Source organism: Rhizobium sp. TRM95796 (assembly GCF_025779995.1).
Classification (GTDB): Bacteria; Pseudomonadota; Alphaproteobacteria; order Rhizobiales; family Rhizobiaceae; genus Rhizobium_E.
The window spans coordinates 41961-59062 of the sequence record NZ_JAOXHE010000020.1 but is presented as its reverse complement, the minus strand read 5'-3'; the positions used below and the strand labels follow the sequence as shown (position 1 = coordinate 59062).

Here is a 17102-nt window from a genome sequence, read left to right as displayed (position 1 = left end):
TGATCGCCCACATCCGCCTGATCACCAGACGGCTTGCAAGGTATGGATATCGTTGAAGGCTTTTCGAGTCAGACTCTAAGATAGTGGATCGCGGGACCGGGCGCGCCGAGAAAGGGATAGGCATGGCTCCAGGGGCCGATCAGTCCTTTCCTCGGTCCCTTCAGGCCCTGCATCAGCCGGGGCACGGCGTTGAAATAGGTGTCGTCCCAGCCGCTGATCGCATAGACGGGAATGTCGATGGCGGAGAAATCCTCTGCGACCGAGCCGAATTTCCAATAGGCGTCGCGGCGCTGATGACGGAGCCAGATTTCCGACCAGCAGGATATGGCCTCTAACCGCTCGCGCCACATGTCCCGCCAGCGCGCGCCAACGATTTGCGGGTCCGGCGGCAGCGCATTCATGCCCAGCATGAAACTCGACCACATGCCGTCCTCGGTCAGCAGATTGCCGCCGAAATAGTGGACGTCGTCGGCATACCGGTCATCCGAACAACAGAGCGCGATCACCGCCTTCAACGCCGGCGGGCGCCGGGCCGCCACTTGAAGCGCGTTGAAGCCGCCCCAGGAAATGCCGGTCATGCCGACAGCGCCCGTGCACCAGCTTTGCGCGGCGAGCCAGGCGATGATGTCTTCTGCGTCCCGCTGTTCGCGTTCGGTATATTCGTCGGCCAGCACGCCTTCGGAATCCCCCGATCCCCTGATATCGACGCGGACGCAGGCGAAGCCGTGGCCGGCCACATAAGGATGCATCTTCATGTCGCGGAACACCGTGCCGTCGCGGCGCCGGTAGGGAATGAGTTCAAGGATGGCCGGCACGCGGTCGGCCTCGGCGTCTTCAGGCAGCCAGATGGTGGCGGCGAGCCTGACGCCGTCGGACATGGCGATGAACACCGGATCGAGCGTTGTGATTTTGCGCGGGAAGCTCTCGACGATCCGGCTCATGGCCCAGCCTTTCCGTCACTGTCGGAGGCCTGATCATGCGGCGTCCATTCATAGACCATCGGCGAAGTCTGGGGATAGGCGACGAAATGCTCGCGCTTGCGGGCGGGCGGCTGGCGGTAGAGCCGGAACAGCGCATAGCCCGCAAACAGCGCCGACAGCCCGATGCCGTACCAGAAGAACAGATCCGCCCCGAACGAGCCGACGCCTGCCGTGACGATCGCCGGACCCACCGCGCCGCCAAAGGCCCAGATCAGCAGGAGATTGGACGACAGCATGACGAAATCGGCGGGATCAGCCTTGTCATTGGCATGGGCCACGCCGAGGGGATAGAAGATCTCGGAAATGCCGCCGAACAGCGAAAACAGGATGAGATAGAGCCAGAAGGGCGAATCCGCCCGCATCAGCAGGAAGACGCCGCAGACCAGCGCGAGCGAAAGCGATAGCCACAGCATCATCGCGCGCCTGTCCACCCGGTCCGAGAGATAGCCGAGCGGGAACTGCAGGAACAGAGCGCCCAGCTGCGTCGCCGCCATCAGCAAGACGATGGTCTTCTGGCTGAAATTCATCTGCAGCCCGTAAAGCGGCCCGATCGAGGCGAAAGTCGAGGAGATGAGCCCGGTCATCAGGCAGGCCAGAGCGCCGATCGGCGAAATCGCAAAAGTGCGGAACAGCCTCACGCCGACCGGCACATGCAGTTGCGGTTCGCCGACCCAGATGGCGGTCACCGGCGCAAGCGCAATGACATAGAAGCCGGCAGCGATCATCAGCATCGGATGGCCGGCGGGATCGAGATTGGTCGCGAGCAACTGGCCCAGACCGTAGAACAGGCCGAGCACCAGCACATAGAGCGTCAGCACCCGGCCGCGATAAACATTGGAGACCATGGCGTTGATCCAGCTTTCGATCACCACCGCCTGACCGGCATTGGCAAAGCCGATCACCGCCTGGATCGCCATGAACAGCGCCAGATGCGGATCGAGACCCAGGCAGAGGATCAGTGTCGCCGAGATGGCCGAAAGCGCGGCATAGGCTCTGACTTCACCGACCGAGCGGATGAGCCTCACAGAGCCGATACAGCCCAGAATGAAGCCTGCGCCTTCCGCGCCCACCACAAGACCGACAGCGTCCGCCCCCTGCCCGTCCGCCACCAGCCGCAGGGGCAGTAGCGTGTGAAACAGGCCCGACCCCACCGCATGCAGCGCCCCGCCGGCAAGCGGCGATGCGACAGACCAGGGCGAGAGAGTGGGAGCGGTGATGGTCATCACGCCTCCGCCAGTCCGGCGCGCGAGGTGAAGGCCGGTTCGAATTCGACGATCGGCGCATCGCGGCGGAAGCCCCGGGCGCCCTGCCCCATCTCATGCGCATAGAGATGTCCGCTATGGACGGCATGCGCAATGGCGCCGGGGGCGAGCGCATCGCCGATCCGTTCGATGGTCTTGACGCCCGCGTCACGCAACATGTCTCGCCGGGCGATCAACTCATGGAAAAGTTCGTCCTTAGGCAGTCGCAGCCCGGTTATCACCAGATTGCGGCAGGGCCGCTTTTCCGTCTCGCCGGTGAAGATATGGGTGAGCGTCGCCGCTTCGCCATCGAAATCCGACACGGTGACCAGCGTGGTGACCGGCACGGCGCGGCGGCTGAGCGCGCGATGCACCAGCGGCAGTTCGTTGGTCATGATCGTCCAGGCCGAGGCCTGACCGGCCGGCGTGGCGTAGGAGACACTGACGCCTAGCCCGGCCAGATGTTCGGTGATGACGCCGCCCATGTAATAATTGTCGAAATCGAACACCAGCGTCGGGCCCTCGGGCAGTCGCCCTGCGGCGATATCGTCGGGCGTGAAGACATGGGGATGCTCGAGGCGGCCAACCGGGATTTCCATCGAGGAATAGGTGAAATTGCTCCAGCGCGCGCCGGTGGCGACAGCGACGTGATCGGGGGCGAAATCGGCGATGTCGTCGGCCCCCAGCCGGCTTTCGAGATAGAGCTCGACATTGGGCATTTCCCGCAAGCGGCCCAAGCGGTAATCCACCACCCGGTTCCAGGCCGAAAGACCGGGAAGGCTGCGTTCAAACACCAGCCGGCCGCCGAAGCTGGAGCTGGCTTCGGCAAGCGTCACCTCATGGCCGCGCCGGCCGAGCGTCAATGCCGCTTCGAGCCCGGCGGGACCGCCGCCGATCACCAGCACTTTTTCGCGCCATTCCGCCTTGCCGGGATTTTCCGGATGCCAGCCGCGCCGCCATTCCTCGCCGGCGGTCGGGTTTTGCGTACAGCGCACCGGCACGCCGTCATGCCAGCTGGAAATGCAGATATTGCAGCCGATGCATTCGCGGATCTCGTCCACCCGGCCGTCGCGGATCTTGGCGGGCAGGAAAGGGTCGGCGATCGAGGGACGCGCGCCGCCGATAAAATCGAGCACGCCGCGCCTGATCTGGCTCACCATCGTATCCGGCGAGGTGAAGCGTCCGACGCCGACGACAGGCTTTTTCGTCAGGGTCTTGACGAAATCGATCACCGGCTCATGGCTGCCCTCGCCGGTGAAGCGGGAGGCGGAACAGTCGGTCGGGCTCGAATCCATCTTGACGTCGAAGAGATCGGGCGTCTCCGCCAGCAGCGAAATCACCTCATGGGCTTCAGACGGCAGATGCCGGCCGGGACGGCTGCGCAATTCCTCGAGCGAAATCCTCAGCGCCACGCCGCAATCCTTGCCGACCGCGTCTTTGGTGACTTCGACCAGTTCGCGCACGAAGCGGACGCGGTTTTCGATCGAACCGCCATATTCGTCGATGCGGTGATTATATTCAGGCAGCAGGAATTCATAACCGAGATAGCCCATGCCGGCATAGACATAGACGATGTCGAAGCCGGCTTGCCGCGCCTTGCGGGCGCCTTCCGCCTGCCAGCGCAGCACGTCGCGGATATCTTGTCTGTCCATGGCGCGGGGGCGCAGATTGCCCATGAAACCGACATGGGTGGCCATCCAGGGAATGCCCGAGGGCGACAGCGGCGCGATGCGGCTCGACCGGTTCATCACCGAAGCGCCGCCATGCCAGAGTTCGACGCCAGCCAGCGCGCCATGGCGATGCACGGCGTCCGTCATCAGCGCATGCGCCCGGATGTCGTTGTCGTCCCACATCGTCGCCATCGGCAGGGGCGCGTCGTCGGAGGAGATGTCGATGGAGCAGGCGCCGGTGCAGATCACCCCCCAGCCGCCCTCGGCCTTCATTTCACGGAAGCCGGCGCGCACTCGAGGAAGCGCATTGGTCATGCCCGAGGCGTGCGGCACCTGATAGAAGCGATTGGGCGCGGTGACCGGGCCGATCCGGACAGGCTCGAACAGGACGTCATACCGCGACTGCGGTTTCGTCATCACATTCATGCAGTTCCCCTTTGCCGGCTTTGCCGATCTTGGGGTCAGGATAGAAGCGTCGTTTCTGATGTCAAGAAAAATTATACGATCTTATAACAAGAAGAAAAACACTAATAAAAATATAATGTTGATGGACGATCAGGAACAGGCTAGATTGACGCGCGAAGGGATTTTCAATTGTGACGACTGCCAAGACAGGACCGAAGACGCGCGCCCGCTTTCGCCGCGAGGCGCCGGAGGAGCGCCGCCGGCAATTGGGCGAAGCGGCGCTGCGCTGCATCGTCAAACATGGCAATGCCGGCGTGTCCGTACGGCAGATCGCGGCCGAGGCGGGCGTCACGCAGGGGCTGATTACCCATCACTTCGGCGAGATCAACGAACTTGTCGCCTATGCCTTCGACATCATGTCCGAAGGCATCCTGCAATCGATCGTCAAGGCGGTGGAGGAAGCTGAGCCCACGCCGAAAGCGCGGCTCGACGCCTTCATCGCCGCCTCTTTCTCGCCGATCATGATGGATCGCGACGTGCTCGGCGTCTGGGTGGTGTTCTGGAGCCTGATCCTGCATTCGCCGCGCATGAGCGCATCGCAACGGCAGGAATACGGCGACTATGTCGGCACAGTCCAAGGCTTGCTCGGCGATCTCTCCCGCGAAGAAGGGTTTGCGGTAGCTGATCTCCGCCTCGCAGCCGTATCCTTCACCGCGCTGATGGACGGGCTTTGGCTGGCATGGTGCCTCAACCCGGACGCCTTTCGCCCGGAAGAAGGCGTCCGTCTCTGCAACAATTGGATCGAAGGCCTGCGCCGCGGCGCCCATGCATGACTAGAGCGCGGGCGTCCGCGGTGGTTTCGTCCTCCGCGCGCCGGTCTTCTCGAAGGCGGCCGCCAGCGCCAGCAAATTGGTGTCGTCATAAGCGCGTCCGGCGAATGTCAGGCCGACCGGCATGCCCGTATCGGCCATCGTTCCCATCGGCACGGTGACTGTCGGGATGCCCAGATGGCGAATGGCGAGATTGCCGTTTGCGACCCAGACGCCGTTGCGCCATCCAAGATCGGCATGGACCGGATTCACATCCATGTCGGCGTGGCCGATATCGGCGACTGCGGGGAACAACACTGCGTCCAGACCGAGCCCGTCCATCCACAGCTCCAGATCCTGGCGCCTTGTCTCCTCGAGACCTCGCAGGCCTGCCTCGAGCGCAGGGATTTCCTCGAGCGAGCGATAGGGACGCGCCCGGGCGAGCGCCGGATATTGCGAGATATCATCGGAGAAGCCGGTATAGCGATCGGCAAGCGCGCCGGGCGGGCGCGGGAAGATTTTGGCGCCGTCGACATCCGCGAGACTGTTCAGCGCGGGATCGCCGTTGGCCTGCAGGAAATCCTCCCAGCCCCAGGCGGAGAGGTCATGGATTTCGTAATGCAGGAAGTCGGGGTCGACGAGGCCACGCGTGGCGATCGACGGCGCCCCCGGACGATCCGACTCATAGTTCGTCACGGCGGGAAAATCGACGAGGATGACCTCCGCGCCGGCGGCTTCGAGATCGCGCCTCGCCAGGCGCCAGAGCTCGATGATCGAGGCTCGCGTTTCGATCGGCTTGCCCGTCGAGCCGCCGATGCCGCCTTCAGGATTCGACCCGGCTTCCGGATCTTCGTTGACATACATGCGCGGCACGCCGAAACGTCTGCCTGCCAGCGCCTGCTGCGCCGCATTTTGATCCCTAGGCGCAAGCGCTGGATAGGCTGTCGGCCGTAGGGACGAGGCGGCGGGCAGGCCGATCCAGGGCTGGGCTCGCCAGAAATCGCCGCGCGTCTGCGGGTCGTCGGCGACGATGACGTCCAGCAGTTCGAGCATGTCGGCCATGGTTCGGGTATGCGGCGCGACGACGTCCATCGTCGGCACCAAAGGCCAGTTGCCGCGGACGGAAATGACGCCGCGCGAAGGCGTATAGGCGCAGAGCGCATTGTAGGAGGCCGGCGCCCGACCGCTCGACCAGGTTTCCTCGCCGAGGCCGAAGGCCGCGAACGACGCCGACGTCGCCGTGCCGGAGCCGTTGGACGATCCCGAGCCGAAGGCGCTGGTGAGCCATTCGGGATTGTAGGGGCTTTCAGCGCGTCCATAGACGCCGCGCTGCATGCCGCCATTCGCCATCGGCGGCATATTGGTGAGGCCGATGCAAATGGCGCCTGCGCCGCGCAGTCGCTCGATGGTGAACGCGTCGCGCCGGGCGATCAGATGCTCGAAAGCGGGGCTGCCGGCGGCGGCCGTCAGCCCGCGTACCAGAAAGCTGTCCTTGGCGGTATAGGGAATGCCGTCGAGCGGCGACAGAACCTCGCCCATTTTGCGACGCGCGTCAGAGGCTTGCGCTTCCTCGATCGCGTCCGGGTTCATCACCACCATTGAATTGAGCGCCGTGGCCGTTCCAGGCGCGTCATAGGCCTCGATGCGGGCCAGATAGGCCTCGACGAGTTCGACGCTCGTCACCTCCCGCGCCTCCAGGGCCGCGCGCAGTTGGGCGATCGATTTTTCGACGACGTCGAAGCGGCTCATCGTGTCACATCCCGGCTGTGACGGCGGGCTGCTGCTGGGTGATGCAGTGAATGCCGCCGCCGCGGGCGAAGATGGCGCGGGAATCGACCGTCACGATCTCTCGCCCGGGATAGGCCTGTTGCAGGACGTCTGCGGCGGCGGCGTCCGCCTTCTCGTCGCCGAAGCCGCAGGCGATCACGCCGCCATTCACGGCGAGGTGATTGACATAGCTGAAATCGACGAAACCGTCCTCGTCGCGGATTTGTGCGGGCGCATCGAGATCGAGAATGGTGAAGCGCCGACCGGCCGCGTCGGTGGCTTCGGTCAGCAGAGCGCGGAGATCGCGCATGACCTGATGGTCGGGATGCTCCGGATTGGACTGATTGTGCAGAAGCAGAACCCCGGGCGAGGCGATCGTGGCGACGATGTCGACATGGCCGCTGGTGCCAAAGTTCTCGTAGTCGCGCGTCAGGCCGCGCGGCAGCCAGATCGCCTTGGTGGCTCCGATCGTGCGGGCGAGTTCGGCCTCGACGCGGGCGCGGTCGGCATAGGGGTTGCGGCGCGGATCGAGTTGCACGGTGTCGGTGACGAGAACCGTGCCCTCGCCATCGACGTGAATGCCGCCGCCTTCGTTGACCAGCACGCTGGAGATCAGTTCCGCGCCGGTATGGGCGGCGATCAAGCGCGCTATGTCAGCCGACTTTTTCCATTCGGACCATTCATGGTCGCCCCAGCCGTTGAAGATCCAGTCGACGGCGCCGAGTGCGCCGGGCCTCTCGTCGTCGAGGACGAAAGTCGGACCGAAATCGCGCATCCAGAATTCGTCGAGCGGCGCTTCGACGATTTCGATATGGCTGCCCAGCATGCGGCGGGCGCGGTCGAGCTCGGACGGATCGACCACCATGGCGACGGGTTCGAACTCGGCGATGGCGTGAGCGACGGCGGTCCAGGCGGCGTAACCTGTCTCCCTCCATGCCTCGCCTTCGCCGAGCGTCGCGCCGGCGCGCGGAAAAGCCATCCAGGTGCGGTCGTGGCGGGCGGTCTCTGAAGGCATGCGCCAAGTCATCGTCGAAATCCCAAGTCGAAACAGGCCAATTCGTGAACGAGCCCGCCTGATCGAGGCAGCGTCTGGCAGTTCACGCGTTCCAGGCGCTTTCTCGCATTATTTGCGGAAGCTCGTCCATATGTTCCGAACGCTGCCACGACGTCAGGCCGCCAACCGCTCCACCGCCCGCATGACTCCGCGTATCTCGGCCAGGCCTTTCAGGCGACCGATGAGCGAATAACCCGGATTGACCCGCGCCTTGCCGATGTCGTCGGCAAGCAGATGGCCGTGATCGGGGCGGAGCGGAATGCGCCAATCCTGCCGCCCCTCCTCCTTGCGCCTCTTCTCCTCCTTCATCAGCGCCACGATCACGCCGACCATGTCGCCGGAACCGTCGAGATGATCGGATTCATGGAAGGAGCCGTCGGGCTCGATCCGCACATTGCGCAGATGGGTGAAGTGAATGCGGGGTCCGAATTCCTCGACCATGGCGACGAGATCGTTGTCGGCTCTGGCGCCATAGGAGCCGGTGCAGAAAGTCAGGCCGTTTTCTGGCTGATCCACGGCGTTGAGGATCGAGCGGGCGTCTTCGGCCGTCGAGACCACGCGCGGCAGGCCGAACAGAGAAAATGGCGGATCGTCGGGATGGATGCAGAGCCGCGCGCCGCATTCGGCCGCGACCGGGACGATTTCGCGCAGGAAATGATGGAGGTTGCCGCGCAGCGTCTCGGCGTCGATGCCAGCGTAATCGGCAAGGGCGGCGCGGAAGGCCGGGCGATCATAGACGCGCTCGGTGGCCGGCAGGCCGGCGATCAGGTTTTTCTCGATGCGCGCCTGGGTCGCTTCGTCCATGGTCTCGAACCGAGCCTGCGCTTCGGCGATGCGTGCGGGGGAGTAGTCTGCCTCTGCAGCCTGTCTCGCTAGGATGAACAGGTCGTAGGCGGCGAAATCGATGGCGTCGAAGCGGAGCGCATAACCTGACGAGGGCATGCGATACATCAGATCCGTACGCGTCCAGTCGACCATCGGCATGAAATTGTAGCAGATCGTGCGGATGCCGGCCTTCGCCAGCGTCCTGATCGTATCTTTGTAACGGCCGATATAGGCGCTGCGCTCGGGGCCGCCAATCTTGATCGAATTGTGGACCGGAATGCTTTCGACCACCGACCATTCGAGCCCCTCGGCCTCGATCCGCCGTTTATAGGTGAGGATCTCATCTTCAGGCCAGGTCGAGCCGTCATAGATGTGATGCAGCGCCGAGACGACGCCGGTGGCGCCGGCCTGTTTGATATGGTCGAGCGTGACGGGGTCATTGGGCCCATACCAGCGAAAACATTCCTGCATCATCATCCTCCCTTGCCGTATTGTTGGACCACAGAATGTTGGCGAGATCAATATGATGATTCTGAGGGCGCCATGTTGACGATTGGCTGATCTTGGTCCAACAATTGAGACGGGAGGACAGGATGCAGATCGAGCCAGCGGAGAGCGGCGCTCGCAAGCCCGGCGGCTCGGCCGTTTCGAGGCTGGTGGAGCGGATTCAGGAGATGATCGCCGAACGGCGACTGTCTTTCGGCGATGCCTTGCCGACCGAGCGCGACCTCGCGCAGCAATTCAGCGCGAGCCGCAACACGGTCCGCGAAGCGCTGCAATATCTGCGCGCCTATGGGATCGTGGACATCAAGCCCAAGGCTGGCGCAGTTCTTGCCAACCGCCATTCGGACGCGATGTCGTCGCTTCTTACTCTGCATCACGCGATCTCGCCGGCGTCTTTTCGTGAGGTGCAGGGCTTTCGCAAGATCGTCGAGACCGGCGCCGGAGAGGCGGCGCTGCCGACGCTGACGGAGGCGCAGCTCGCTGACCTGGACGTCGCCAATCTAAACATACTGGACAGCGCTACAGTGGCCGAAGCGGCGGAAGCCGACTATGCCTTTCACGAGAAACTGGTGGCGCTGGCCGGCAATGCGGTGTTGCTTGCGAGCTATCGCCACCAGCGGCAAACCATGCTTGAGCTCATGCGGCTCGGCAAGGAGACGCGGTTCGTCAACGAGGAGACCTGGCGGGATCATCAAGCGATCGTCGAAGCTTTGAGAGCAAAAGACCGTATCGCCTATGCCTATCTGCTGAGCCGGCATCTGGATTACGGCATGCGTTTTGTGCGCCCTACGGCGGACAGGGAGGAGTAAGCGTGGAGTTCTCGGGAAAAATCGCCGTGGTGACCGGCACGTCCGGCATCGGCAGAGCATCGGCGATCGCGCTGGCGAAACAGGGCGCCACGGTGATTGCGCTCGGCATCGACCCCAAGGCGAACGCAGAACTGGCCGAGATCGCCGCTGGCGAGGCGCTGCCCCTTGCCGTGCGGCAGGCCGATGTCGCCGATGAACATCAGGTGGCTGCGGCCTTCGAGGCGCTTGGATGCGAGCATGGTGGTCTCGACGTCATCGTCAATTCGGCGGCGGTGCACCCCTATGGCACGGTCGTCACGACCGAGCATGAGACCTTTCTGCGCGCCTATGCCGTCAATGTCGGCTCGATCCAGCTGACCGGCAAATACGGAATACCCCTGATGGAAAAGAACGGCGGCGGCGCGATCCTGAACATCGCCTCGGTGCAGGGGCATGCCTGCCAGAAGAATGTCGCCGCCTATGTCGCCACCAAAGGCGCGATTCACGCCCTCACCCGCGCCATGGCGCTCGATCACGCCAAAGCCAATGTGCGGGTGAACTCCATCAGCCCGGGCTCCGTCCGCACGCCTATTCTGGAACTCGCGGCCCGCACCTTCGATGGCGACGACGCCGATGTCGAGGATGTCTTCCGCCGCTTCGGCGCGGCGCATCCGATCGGCCGCATCGGCGAGCCGGAAGAGGTGGCGCGCATCGTCTGTTTTTTGGCGTCGGAGAAGTCCGGTTTCATCACCGGAGCGGATTATCGGATCGACGGCGGGCTGCTCGCAGGCCTCGGGGTCGCTTGATTTGAATTCAGCATTTATGCGTTTATCTGCTCATATCTCTTGACATTCGGCAGAAGAGCGCATTTCTTTCTCGACGGATTTTTGGGAGGAAACCGTGAAGAAAGACAGCCGGCAGTTGCGGGTCGGCGTGTTGGGCTGCGGCCCGATCGCCCAGTTCGCGCATTTCGAATCCGCCGTGAAGGCCGCCAATTGCCGTCTCTACGCAATCTGCGACGCCGCCGAAGACCTCGCCCGCCGCATGGGCGCGACTTACGAGCCCGACAAGATCTATCTCGATTATGACGAGATGCTCGCCGATCCCGAGCTCGAGGCGGTGATCATCGCCACATCGGACGCATTCCATGTGCCCGCCTCGATCAAGGCTCTGGAAGCCGGCAAGCATGTGCTCTGCGAAAAGCCGATCGGCCTTTCCGTTGAGGAGGTCGAGACGCTTCAGGCGGTGGTGGAGCGAACCGGTAAAGTGCTGCAGATCGGCCATATGAAGCGCTTCGACCCCGGCATCGAGGCGGCGAAGCGTTTCATCGACAGGGATATGGGCGAGCGCCTGGCGCTGAAGGCCTGGTATTGCGACAGCACGCATCGCTACACGATGACCGATGCGGTTCAGCCTCTGCCTGTTCTCAGCAAGGCGGCGCTCAAGCCGAAGGAGAATCCCAAGGCCGATCTCAAGCGCTACTACATGCTGGCGCATGGCTGCCATCTGGTCGATCTCGCCCGCTATCTCTGCGGCGAGATCACTTGGGTCCGGGCGCGACTGCTCGAACGGTTCGGCGCCTATTCCTGGTTCGTCGAGACGGAATTTGCCGATGGGTCTCTGGGGCATCTCGACCTGACGGTGGCGGTGCGAATGGATTGGCACGAGGGCTTTCAGCTCTACGGCCAGAACGGCAGCGTCACCGCCAAGACCTTCAATCCCTGGTATTACCGGTCTTCCGAAGTCGAGATCTTCGACGAGCGCGACGCGACTTATCATCGCCCGCTCGGCGCGGATGGCCACTTCTATCGCCGGCAGCTCGAAGGTTTTGCCCGCGTCATTCTCGACGGGGCGCCGATGCAGGGCGCCGATATCGCCGATGGACTGGCGAGCGTGAAGGCCATGGCGGCCATCGCCCGCTCGGCCGAGAGCGGCGACAAAGTCTTTGTCGCAGACATCAGGGGAGCCGTCTGATGAGGATCGGCATTTTCGCCAAGACATTTGCGGGCGAGCGGCCCGGCCCTGTGCTCGCGGCCGCCAAGGCTGCGGGCTATGACTGCGTGCAGTTCAATTTCGCCTGTTGCGGCCTGCCCCCGATGCCGGACAGTCTCGACGAGGCCGTGCTCGAGGATATCTCGGTGGCGCGCGAAACGTCCGGCGTCGAGATTTCGGCATTGTCTGCGACCTACAACATGATCCATCCCGATAAGGCCCTTCGCGCCGAGGGTCTCGTCAGGCTCGGCGTCGCTATCCGCGCGGCAGCCGATCTCGGCATTCCCTTGGTGACTTTGTGCACCGGCACGCGCGACGCCGACGATCAATGGCGGCATCATCCGGACAATCAGACGGAAGAGGCCTGGCGGGATCTCATCAAGGAGATGGGCCGCGCCGCAACGCTTGGAGAAGCGCATGGCGTTTGCCTCGGCATCGAGCCGGAACGGGCCAATGTCATCCGCGACGCCCATGACGCCGCACGGCTTTTCGCCGCCGTGCCCTCTGACAGGCTGAAAATCGTGCTGGACCCCGCCAATCTGTTCGAAATGGCGAGCGTGGAAGAAGCCCGCGCGATCGTGGCTGCCGCGATCGACGCGCTCGGTCCCCGCATCGCCATGGCGCATGCCAAGGATCGCGACGCCGATGGCGATTTCGTCACCGCCGGTCGCGGCGTCGTGGATTTCCCGGATATGTTTCGCCGCTTGAAGGCAGCCGGCTTTGATGGTCCAGTGGTGACGCATGGATTGTCGGCTGCGGAAGCGCCTGAAGTTTCAGACTTTCTCCGGAGGCTGGCTGTATGATGGCGGAAAAACTGACGCTGGTCTCGACGCCGTCGCTCCATGTCGTGGATATCGGCTCGGGCGCGCCTATCGTCTTTCAACATGGTCTGGGCGGCGACAGAAACCAGATCGCCGACAGCTTTCCCGGCGATTTGCCGTGCCGGCGCGTCACGGTGGAATGCCGAGGCCATGGGCTCAGCCCCTTTGATCCCAAAGGGCGCTATTCCATCGCCCGCTTTGCCGATGACGTCATCGCCACGGCGGACAGTCTCGGCCTCGAACGGTTTTCGATAGGCGGCGTTTCCATGGGCGCCGCCGTCGCGCTCAACATCGCCTGCCGTTTTCCCGATCGCATCGACGCGCTCGCGCTGGTGCGCCCCGCCTGGCTGACGGCTGCCGCGCCCACCAATATGCAGCCATTCGTGGCGGTCGCCCATCATCTCCGGGCGCATGGCGCGGAGGGGCGCGACAGTTTCGCCGCCTCCCCGATCGGGCTTTATCTGGCGGAGCACGCGCCCGACAATCTCGCCTCGCTGCTCGGTTTCTTCGCCCATCCAGAACCGGATCAACTCGCCGCTCTCCTGCTGGACATCGCGCTTGATGGCCCGGGGGTGACGGAAGACGATCTTGCCGCCATTCGCGTCCCGACATTGACGGTCGGGCACGGGGTCGACGTCGTCCACCCGCTCGATTACGCGCGAAAACTCGCCTCGCTTATCCCCGGCGCGGTCTGCGCCGAAATCACGCCGAAAGCCGTGGACCGCACGGCCTATGCCGCCGAACTCAAGGGCGCGCTATCCGCTTTCTTCCGAATGACATCCAGGGATTCCCGATCATGAGCCTGAAGCCTAAGTCCGACTGGTTCGACATTTTGCCGCGCGCGCGCCTGATGGCGGAATATTCGCTGTGGTCGGCCGACCTCGCCAATCTCGAAGCCGATATACTCAGGGTCGATGAGTTCGTCGATCTCTATCACGCCGACGCTGCAGACGGCCGTTTCGCCCCGTCCTTCCTGATGTTTCCCGACCAGATCGCCCGCATCCGCAAAGTCACGGCCAAGCCGATCCATGTGCATCTGATGATCGAGGGCGACATCCTGCTCAGCCAGATCCGTCAGTTTGCCGAAGCCGGCGCCGACCTGATTTCCTTTCATCCCGAGACCGGCGACGTCACCAGCGCAGGGCTGGATCTGATCGCGGAATTGGGTGTGAAAGCGGGGCTTGTGTTACGGTTGGAAACGCCGGTGTCGGCGCTGGCGCCTTACGTGTCGAGGCTGGATTTCGTCACGCTGCTCGGCACGGCCGTCGGCGTCAAGGGCCAAGGCTTGTCGGAAACCGCCTGCCCCCGGCTCCAGGAAGCCGGCGCGCTCATCGCTGCCTCCGGCCGCGACAATGCGGTTCTGGCGGCGGACGGCGGCATTCGCGAGACGACGGTTCCGCTTCTCCGCCAGGCGGGAGCGCAGACGGTGGTGATGGGCTCGCTTGCCTTCAACGATCCTGATCTGCCGGCGCGCATGGCTTGGCTGCGGTCCCTTTGAGGTCAAGCGACAATCAGCTGGGTTCCGGCCTTCTTCATCGCCTGGGCGATCGGCTCGGGCGGCCATTCATCGGTGATCACCACGCCGATCTGCGCGAAGGTCGCGATCTTGGCGAAGGCGGTGACGCCGAATTTCGAATGGTCGATCAGCGCGATGGCGCGGCTGGCGATCTTGATCATCGCCGCCGTCTCCGACGCCTCGTCGAGCCGCCCCATGGTGACGCCGGCGACCGATAGGCCGGTGGCGCCGATCACGGCCGTGTCGGCGCTGATGCCGGAGACTTCGGGAAAGCCGACTGCGCCGATCGTCACCTGCGACACCGGCCAATAGACGCCGCCGAGAATATGCAGCGCCCTGACGGCATTGTCAGGCGCCACAGGCGGAATGCGGAGATTGTTGGTGATCAATGTGAGATCACGTCGTTCGCCGAGCGCGGCGGCGAAATAGCAGGTGGATGAGCCGCCATTGACGATGAGCGTCTCGCCATTGCGGATGAGCGAGGCCGCCTTCTTGGCGATCCGCTGCTTGGCGGCGGTATAGGCGTCCATGCGGCTGCCCAGCGTGGTGTCGACGCGCACCAGCGCATCGTTGAACACGGCGCCGCCATGGGTGCGCAGCAGAAGTCCACGTTGTTCGAGCTGATCGAGATCCCGCCGGACCGTGTCGCGAGAAACGGCAAGCTGTTCCATCAATTCGTTGACGGTCAGTTGCCCATGCTGCCTGAGAAGATCGATGAGGCGGTTCTGCCGCACCGCCGGCAGCGCGGCGCTGGCCGCCGTCTCTTTCTGCATATCTATTCCCCTTGAATACGCGGGATGCCGTCGCTCCCGCGCTTTTCGCCTCATATCAAGGGCTGGTCGCCTTTGCCAAGGCTTAAGGAGGACCCGACACTAAAGACGGAGCCTCCGATATCGAAGCGCGGGACGATCAGCCGCCGATCATCAGCTTGACGATCTCGTCATGCGTCGTATCGGCGATCTGCCTTTCGCCGGCGACGACCCCGCGGCGCAGCACCACGATACGGTCCGAGACGGCGAAAATGTCCTGCAGGTTATGCGAGATGAAGATCACGCCCTTACCTTGCGCCTTCAGCGCCTTGATCAGCGAGATCACCTTGCGCTGTTCCGGCACGCCGAGCGCTGCGGTCGGCTCGTCCATGATCAGGATCTTGGCGTTCCAGTAGACGGCGCGGCCGATGGCCACAGCCTGACGCTGACCGCCAGAGAAGTTGCTCACCGGGGCGTCCAGCCGTTTGACGTGGAAATCCAGCTTGGCCATCGTGTCGCGGGCGGCCTCGGCCATCTTCTTGCGGTCGAGCGCCGGCAGGAAGCCGAACAACTTGCGCATCGGTTCGCGGCCGAGAAAGATATTGGCGCCGATGGTGAGATTGTCGGCGAGCGCCAGATCCTGATAGATCGTCTCGATGCCGAGCGCGCGCGCCTCCTGCGGCGAGCCGAACTTCACCTCTTCGCCTTCGATCAGGATTTCACCCGATGTCGGCGGATAGACACCGGAGAGCGCCTTGATCATCGTGGTCTTGCCTGCGCCGTTGTCGCCGGCCAGCGCCACGACTTCGCCGGGGCGGACCACCATGGAGCAACCTTCGAGCGCCCGGACCGCGCCGAAATGACGGGAGAGATTGCGGACTTCGAGAAGCGGCGTTTGACTATTCATCCTGCTTGCCTCCGCTGAACCGGCGCTGGGCCTGGTCGATCAGCACGGAAATGATGATGACGACGCCGACGGCGATGAACTGCCAGAACGGTTCGACATCGATGAAGACGAGGCCGTATTGGATCACGGCGATGACGAGAGCGCCGGCAACCGTGCCGATGATCGAGCCCGAGCCGCCGAACAGCGACGCGCCGCCGATGACCACGGCGGCGACGGAATCGAGCAGCAGCGGTTCGCCGGCCTGCGCTGCGCCGGCGGTGAAGCGCGCCGCATAAAGCGCGCCGCCCAAGCCTGCGCACATGGCCGAGAGGACATAGAGCTTGAGGATATGCGCCTTGATGTCGATGCCAGCCCGGCGCGCGGCCTGAGCGTTGGCCCCGATGGCGTAATTGTGCTGGCCGAAGCGCGTCTGGCTAAGCACGTAGTGCATGGCCAAGACGAAGATCGCGGTGACGATGACCAGATAGGGCACGCCGAACAGACGGCCATTGCCCAATGCGGCGAACCAGGAATTGCTGACAGGCACGGTGGTGCCGCCGGCGAGAAGAAAGGCCGCGCCGCGGGCGACGCCGAACATGCCGAGCGTGCCGATGAAGGGCGGGATCTTGAGTCGGGAAATCAGCAAGCCGTTGACCACGCCCGGCACGGCGGCCGCGAGAATAGACGCGAGGATGCCGAACAGCATGGCGAACGGCAGCGGCATGTAGACACCGGCGATATTGGTCAAATGCGCGGCGACGACGGCCGCCAGGCCCATGATGAAGCCGGTCGACAGGTCGATGCCGCCGGAAATGATGACAAAAGTCTGCCCCACCGCAATCAGCAGCGGCGCCACGGCGAAGATCGCCACGGACTGCCAGTTGAACGAGGAAAAGGCGAAGGTGCCGCCAAACGAGACGCGGGACCAGATTTCGAAAATGATGATGAGAGCGGCCAGAAAAAGCCAGGCCCTCAGTTGGGCGATGCGCTGCAGCAGCGTCTTGCCGGCTTCGGCGTGGTCGGCCTGCGGCGCGACGTGTTTTTCGGCCTCGGTCGTCATGGTTGCAATATCCGTCATTGGTTTTCCCGGGTTCA

The 17102-nt window shown here is 63.7% G+C and carries 16 protein-coding genes; 7 read left to right on the top strand and 9 right to left on the bottom strand.

Translation table 11 applies throughout. The features are described from left to right. Positions 1 to 68: 68 nt before the first annotated feature. The 3 genes from OCK01_RS26065 to OCK01_RS26055 are packed head-to-tail and all read right to left on the bottom strand — an operon-like array spanning position 69 to position 4317. Complete coding sequence (locus OCK01_RS26065; protein ID WP_263826508.1) at positions 69 to 941, bottom strand: CocE/NonD family hydrolase; 873 nt, start codon at positions 939 to 941, stop codon at positions 69 to 71. Then, the gene (locus OCK01_RS26060; RefSeq protein ID WP_263826507.1) at positions 938 to 2203 is read right to left on the bottom strand and encodes an MFS transporter; all 1266 of its coding nucleotides are present in this window, start codon (positions 2201 to 2203) and stop codon (positions 938 to 940) included. Before OCK01_RS26060 ends, OCK01_RS26065 begins: the two co-directional genes overlap by 4 nt. Next, positions 2203 to 4317 (bottom strand): FAD-dependent oxidoreductase, encoded by a 2115-nt coding sequence (locus OCK01_RS26055; protein WP_263826506.1) that lies wholly within the window; start codon positions 4315 to 4317, stop codon positions 2203 to 2205. Before OCK01_RS26055 ends, OCK01_RS26060 begins: the two co-directional genes overlap by 1 nt. A gap of 170 nt (positions 4318 to 4487) precedes the next feature. Between OCK01_RS26055 and OCK01_RS26050 the strand changes: the two genes are divergently transcribed. Beyond that, on the top strand, positions 4488 to 5129 hold the full coding sequence (locus OCK01_RS26050) for a TetR/AcrR family transcriptional regulator (protein WP_263826505.1): 642 nt from the start codon (positions 4488 to 4490) through the stop codon (positions 5127 to 5129). On the opposite strand, the gene OCK01_RS26045 is transcribed toward OCK01_RS26050, so the two are convergent. From OCK01_RS26045 to uxuA, 3 genes are all read right to left on the bottom strand, one after another. Further along, positions 5130 to 6854, bottom strand: coding sequence for an amidase (locus OCK01_RS26045; protein ID WP_263826504.1), 1725 nt, complete (start codon positions 6852 to 6854; stop codon positions 5130 to 5132). It lies immediately after the preceding gene. A gap of 4 nt (positions 6855 to 6858) precedes the next feature. Then, entirely contained in the window at positions 6859 to 7887 is a 1029-nt protein-coding gene (locus OCK01_RS26040; protein WP_263826503.1) for an agmatine/peptidylarginine deiminase, read from the bottom strand. A 153-nt stretch (positions 7888 to 8040) separates the two neighbouring features. After that, entirely contained in the window at positions 8041 to 9222 is a 1182-nt protein-coding gene (uxuA, locus tag OCK01_RS26035) for a mannonate dehydratase (protein ID WP_263826502.1), read from the bottom strand. Between the two features lie 122 nt (positions 9223 to 9344). On the opposite strand from uxuA, the gene OCK01_RS26030 reads away from it, so the two are divergent. The 6 genes from OCK01_RS26030 to OCK01_RS26005 all read left to right on the top strand — a co-directional run bounded on the left by OCK01_RS26030 (position 9345) and on the right by OCK01_RS26005 (position 14354). Next, entirely contained in the window at positions 9345 to 10064 is a 720-nt protein-coding gene (locus tag OCK01_RS26030; protein WP_263826501.1) for a FadR/GntR family transcriptional regulator, read from the top strand. 2 nt (positions 10065 to 10066) lie between these two features. Beyond that, positions 10067 to 10849, top strand: a complete 783-nt coding sequence (locus OCK01_RS26025; RefSeq protein WP_263826500.1) for an SDR family NAD(P)-dependent oxidoreductase — start codon at positions 10067 to 10069, stop codon at positions 10847 to 10849. A gap of 94 nt (positions 10850 to 10943) precedes the next feature. Next, the gene (locus OCK01_RS26020) at positions 10944 to 12017 is read left to right on the top strand and encodes a Gfo/Idh/MocA family protein (protein WP_263826499.1); all 1074 of its coding nucleotides are present in this window, start codon (positions 10944 to 10946) and stop codon (positions 12015 to 12017) included. Then, positions 12017 to 12838: a sugar phosphate isomerase/epimerase family protein gene (locus tag OCK01_RS26015; RefSeq protein ID WP_263826498.1), complete on the top strand. Its 822-nt coding sequence runs from the start codon at positions 12017 to 12019 to the stop codon at positions 12836 to 12838. Before OCK01_RS26020 ends, OCK01_RS26015 begins: the two co-directional genes overlap by 1 nt. Beyond that, on the top strand, positions 12835 to 13656 hold the full coding sequence (locus OCK01_RS26010; protein ID WP_318530263.1) for an alpha/beta hydrolase: 822 nt from the start codon (positions 12835 to 12837) through the stop codon (positions 13654 to 13656). Before OCK01_RS26015 ends, OCK01_RS26010 begins: the two co-directional genes overlap by 4 nt. Beyond that, the gene (locus OCK01_RS26005; protein WP_263826497.1) at positions 13653 to 14354 is read left to right on the top strand and encodes a ribulose-phosphate 3-epimerase; all 702 of its coding nucleotides are present in this window, start codon (positions 13653 to 13655) and stop codon (positions 14352 to 14354) included. The genes OCK01_RS26010 and OCK01_RS26005 overlap by 4 nt, the downstream gene beginning before the upstream one ends. 2 nt (positions 14355 to 14356) lie before the next feature. Here the strand turns inward: OCK01_RS26005 and OCK01_RS26000 are convergent, their stop codons facing one another. From OCK01_RS26000 to OCK01_RS25990, 3 genes are all read right to left on the bottom strand, one after another. Then, positions 14357 to 15145 (bottom strand): DeoR/GlpR family DNA-binding transcription regulator, encoded by a 789-nt coding sequence (locus tag OCK01_RS26000; protein ID WP_263826496.1) that lies wholly within the window; start codon positions 15143 to 15145, stop codon positions 14357 to 14359. Positions 15146 to 15281: 136 nt separating this feature from the next. Then, positions 15282 to 16028, bottom strand: coding sequence for an ATP-binding cassette domain-containing protein (locus OCK01_RS25995; protein ID WP_263826495.1), 747 nt, complete (start codon positions 16026 to 16028; stop codon positions 15282 to 15284). Further along, positions 16021 to 17085 carry an ABC transporter permease subunit gene (locus OCK01_RS25990; RefSeq protein ID WP_263826494.1) on the bottom strand — a complete coding sequence of 355 codons (1065 nt, stop codon included), beginning with the start codon at positions 17083 to 17085 and terminating at the stop codon, positions 16021 to 16023. Before OCK01_RS25990 ends, OCK01_RS25995 begins: the two co-directional genes overlap by 8 nt. Between the last annotated feature and the right edge of the window lie 17 nt (positions 17086 to 17102).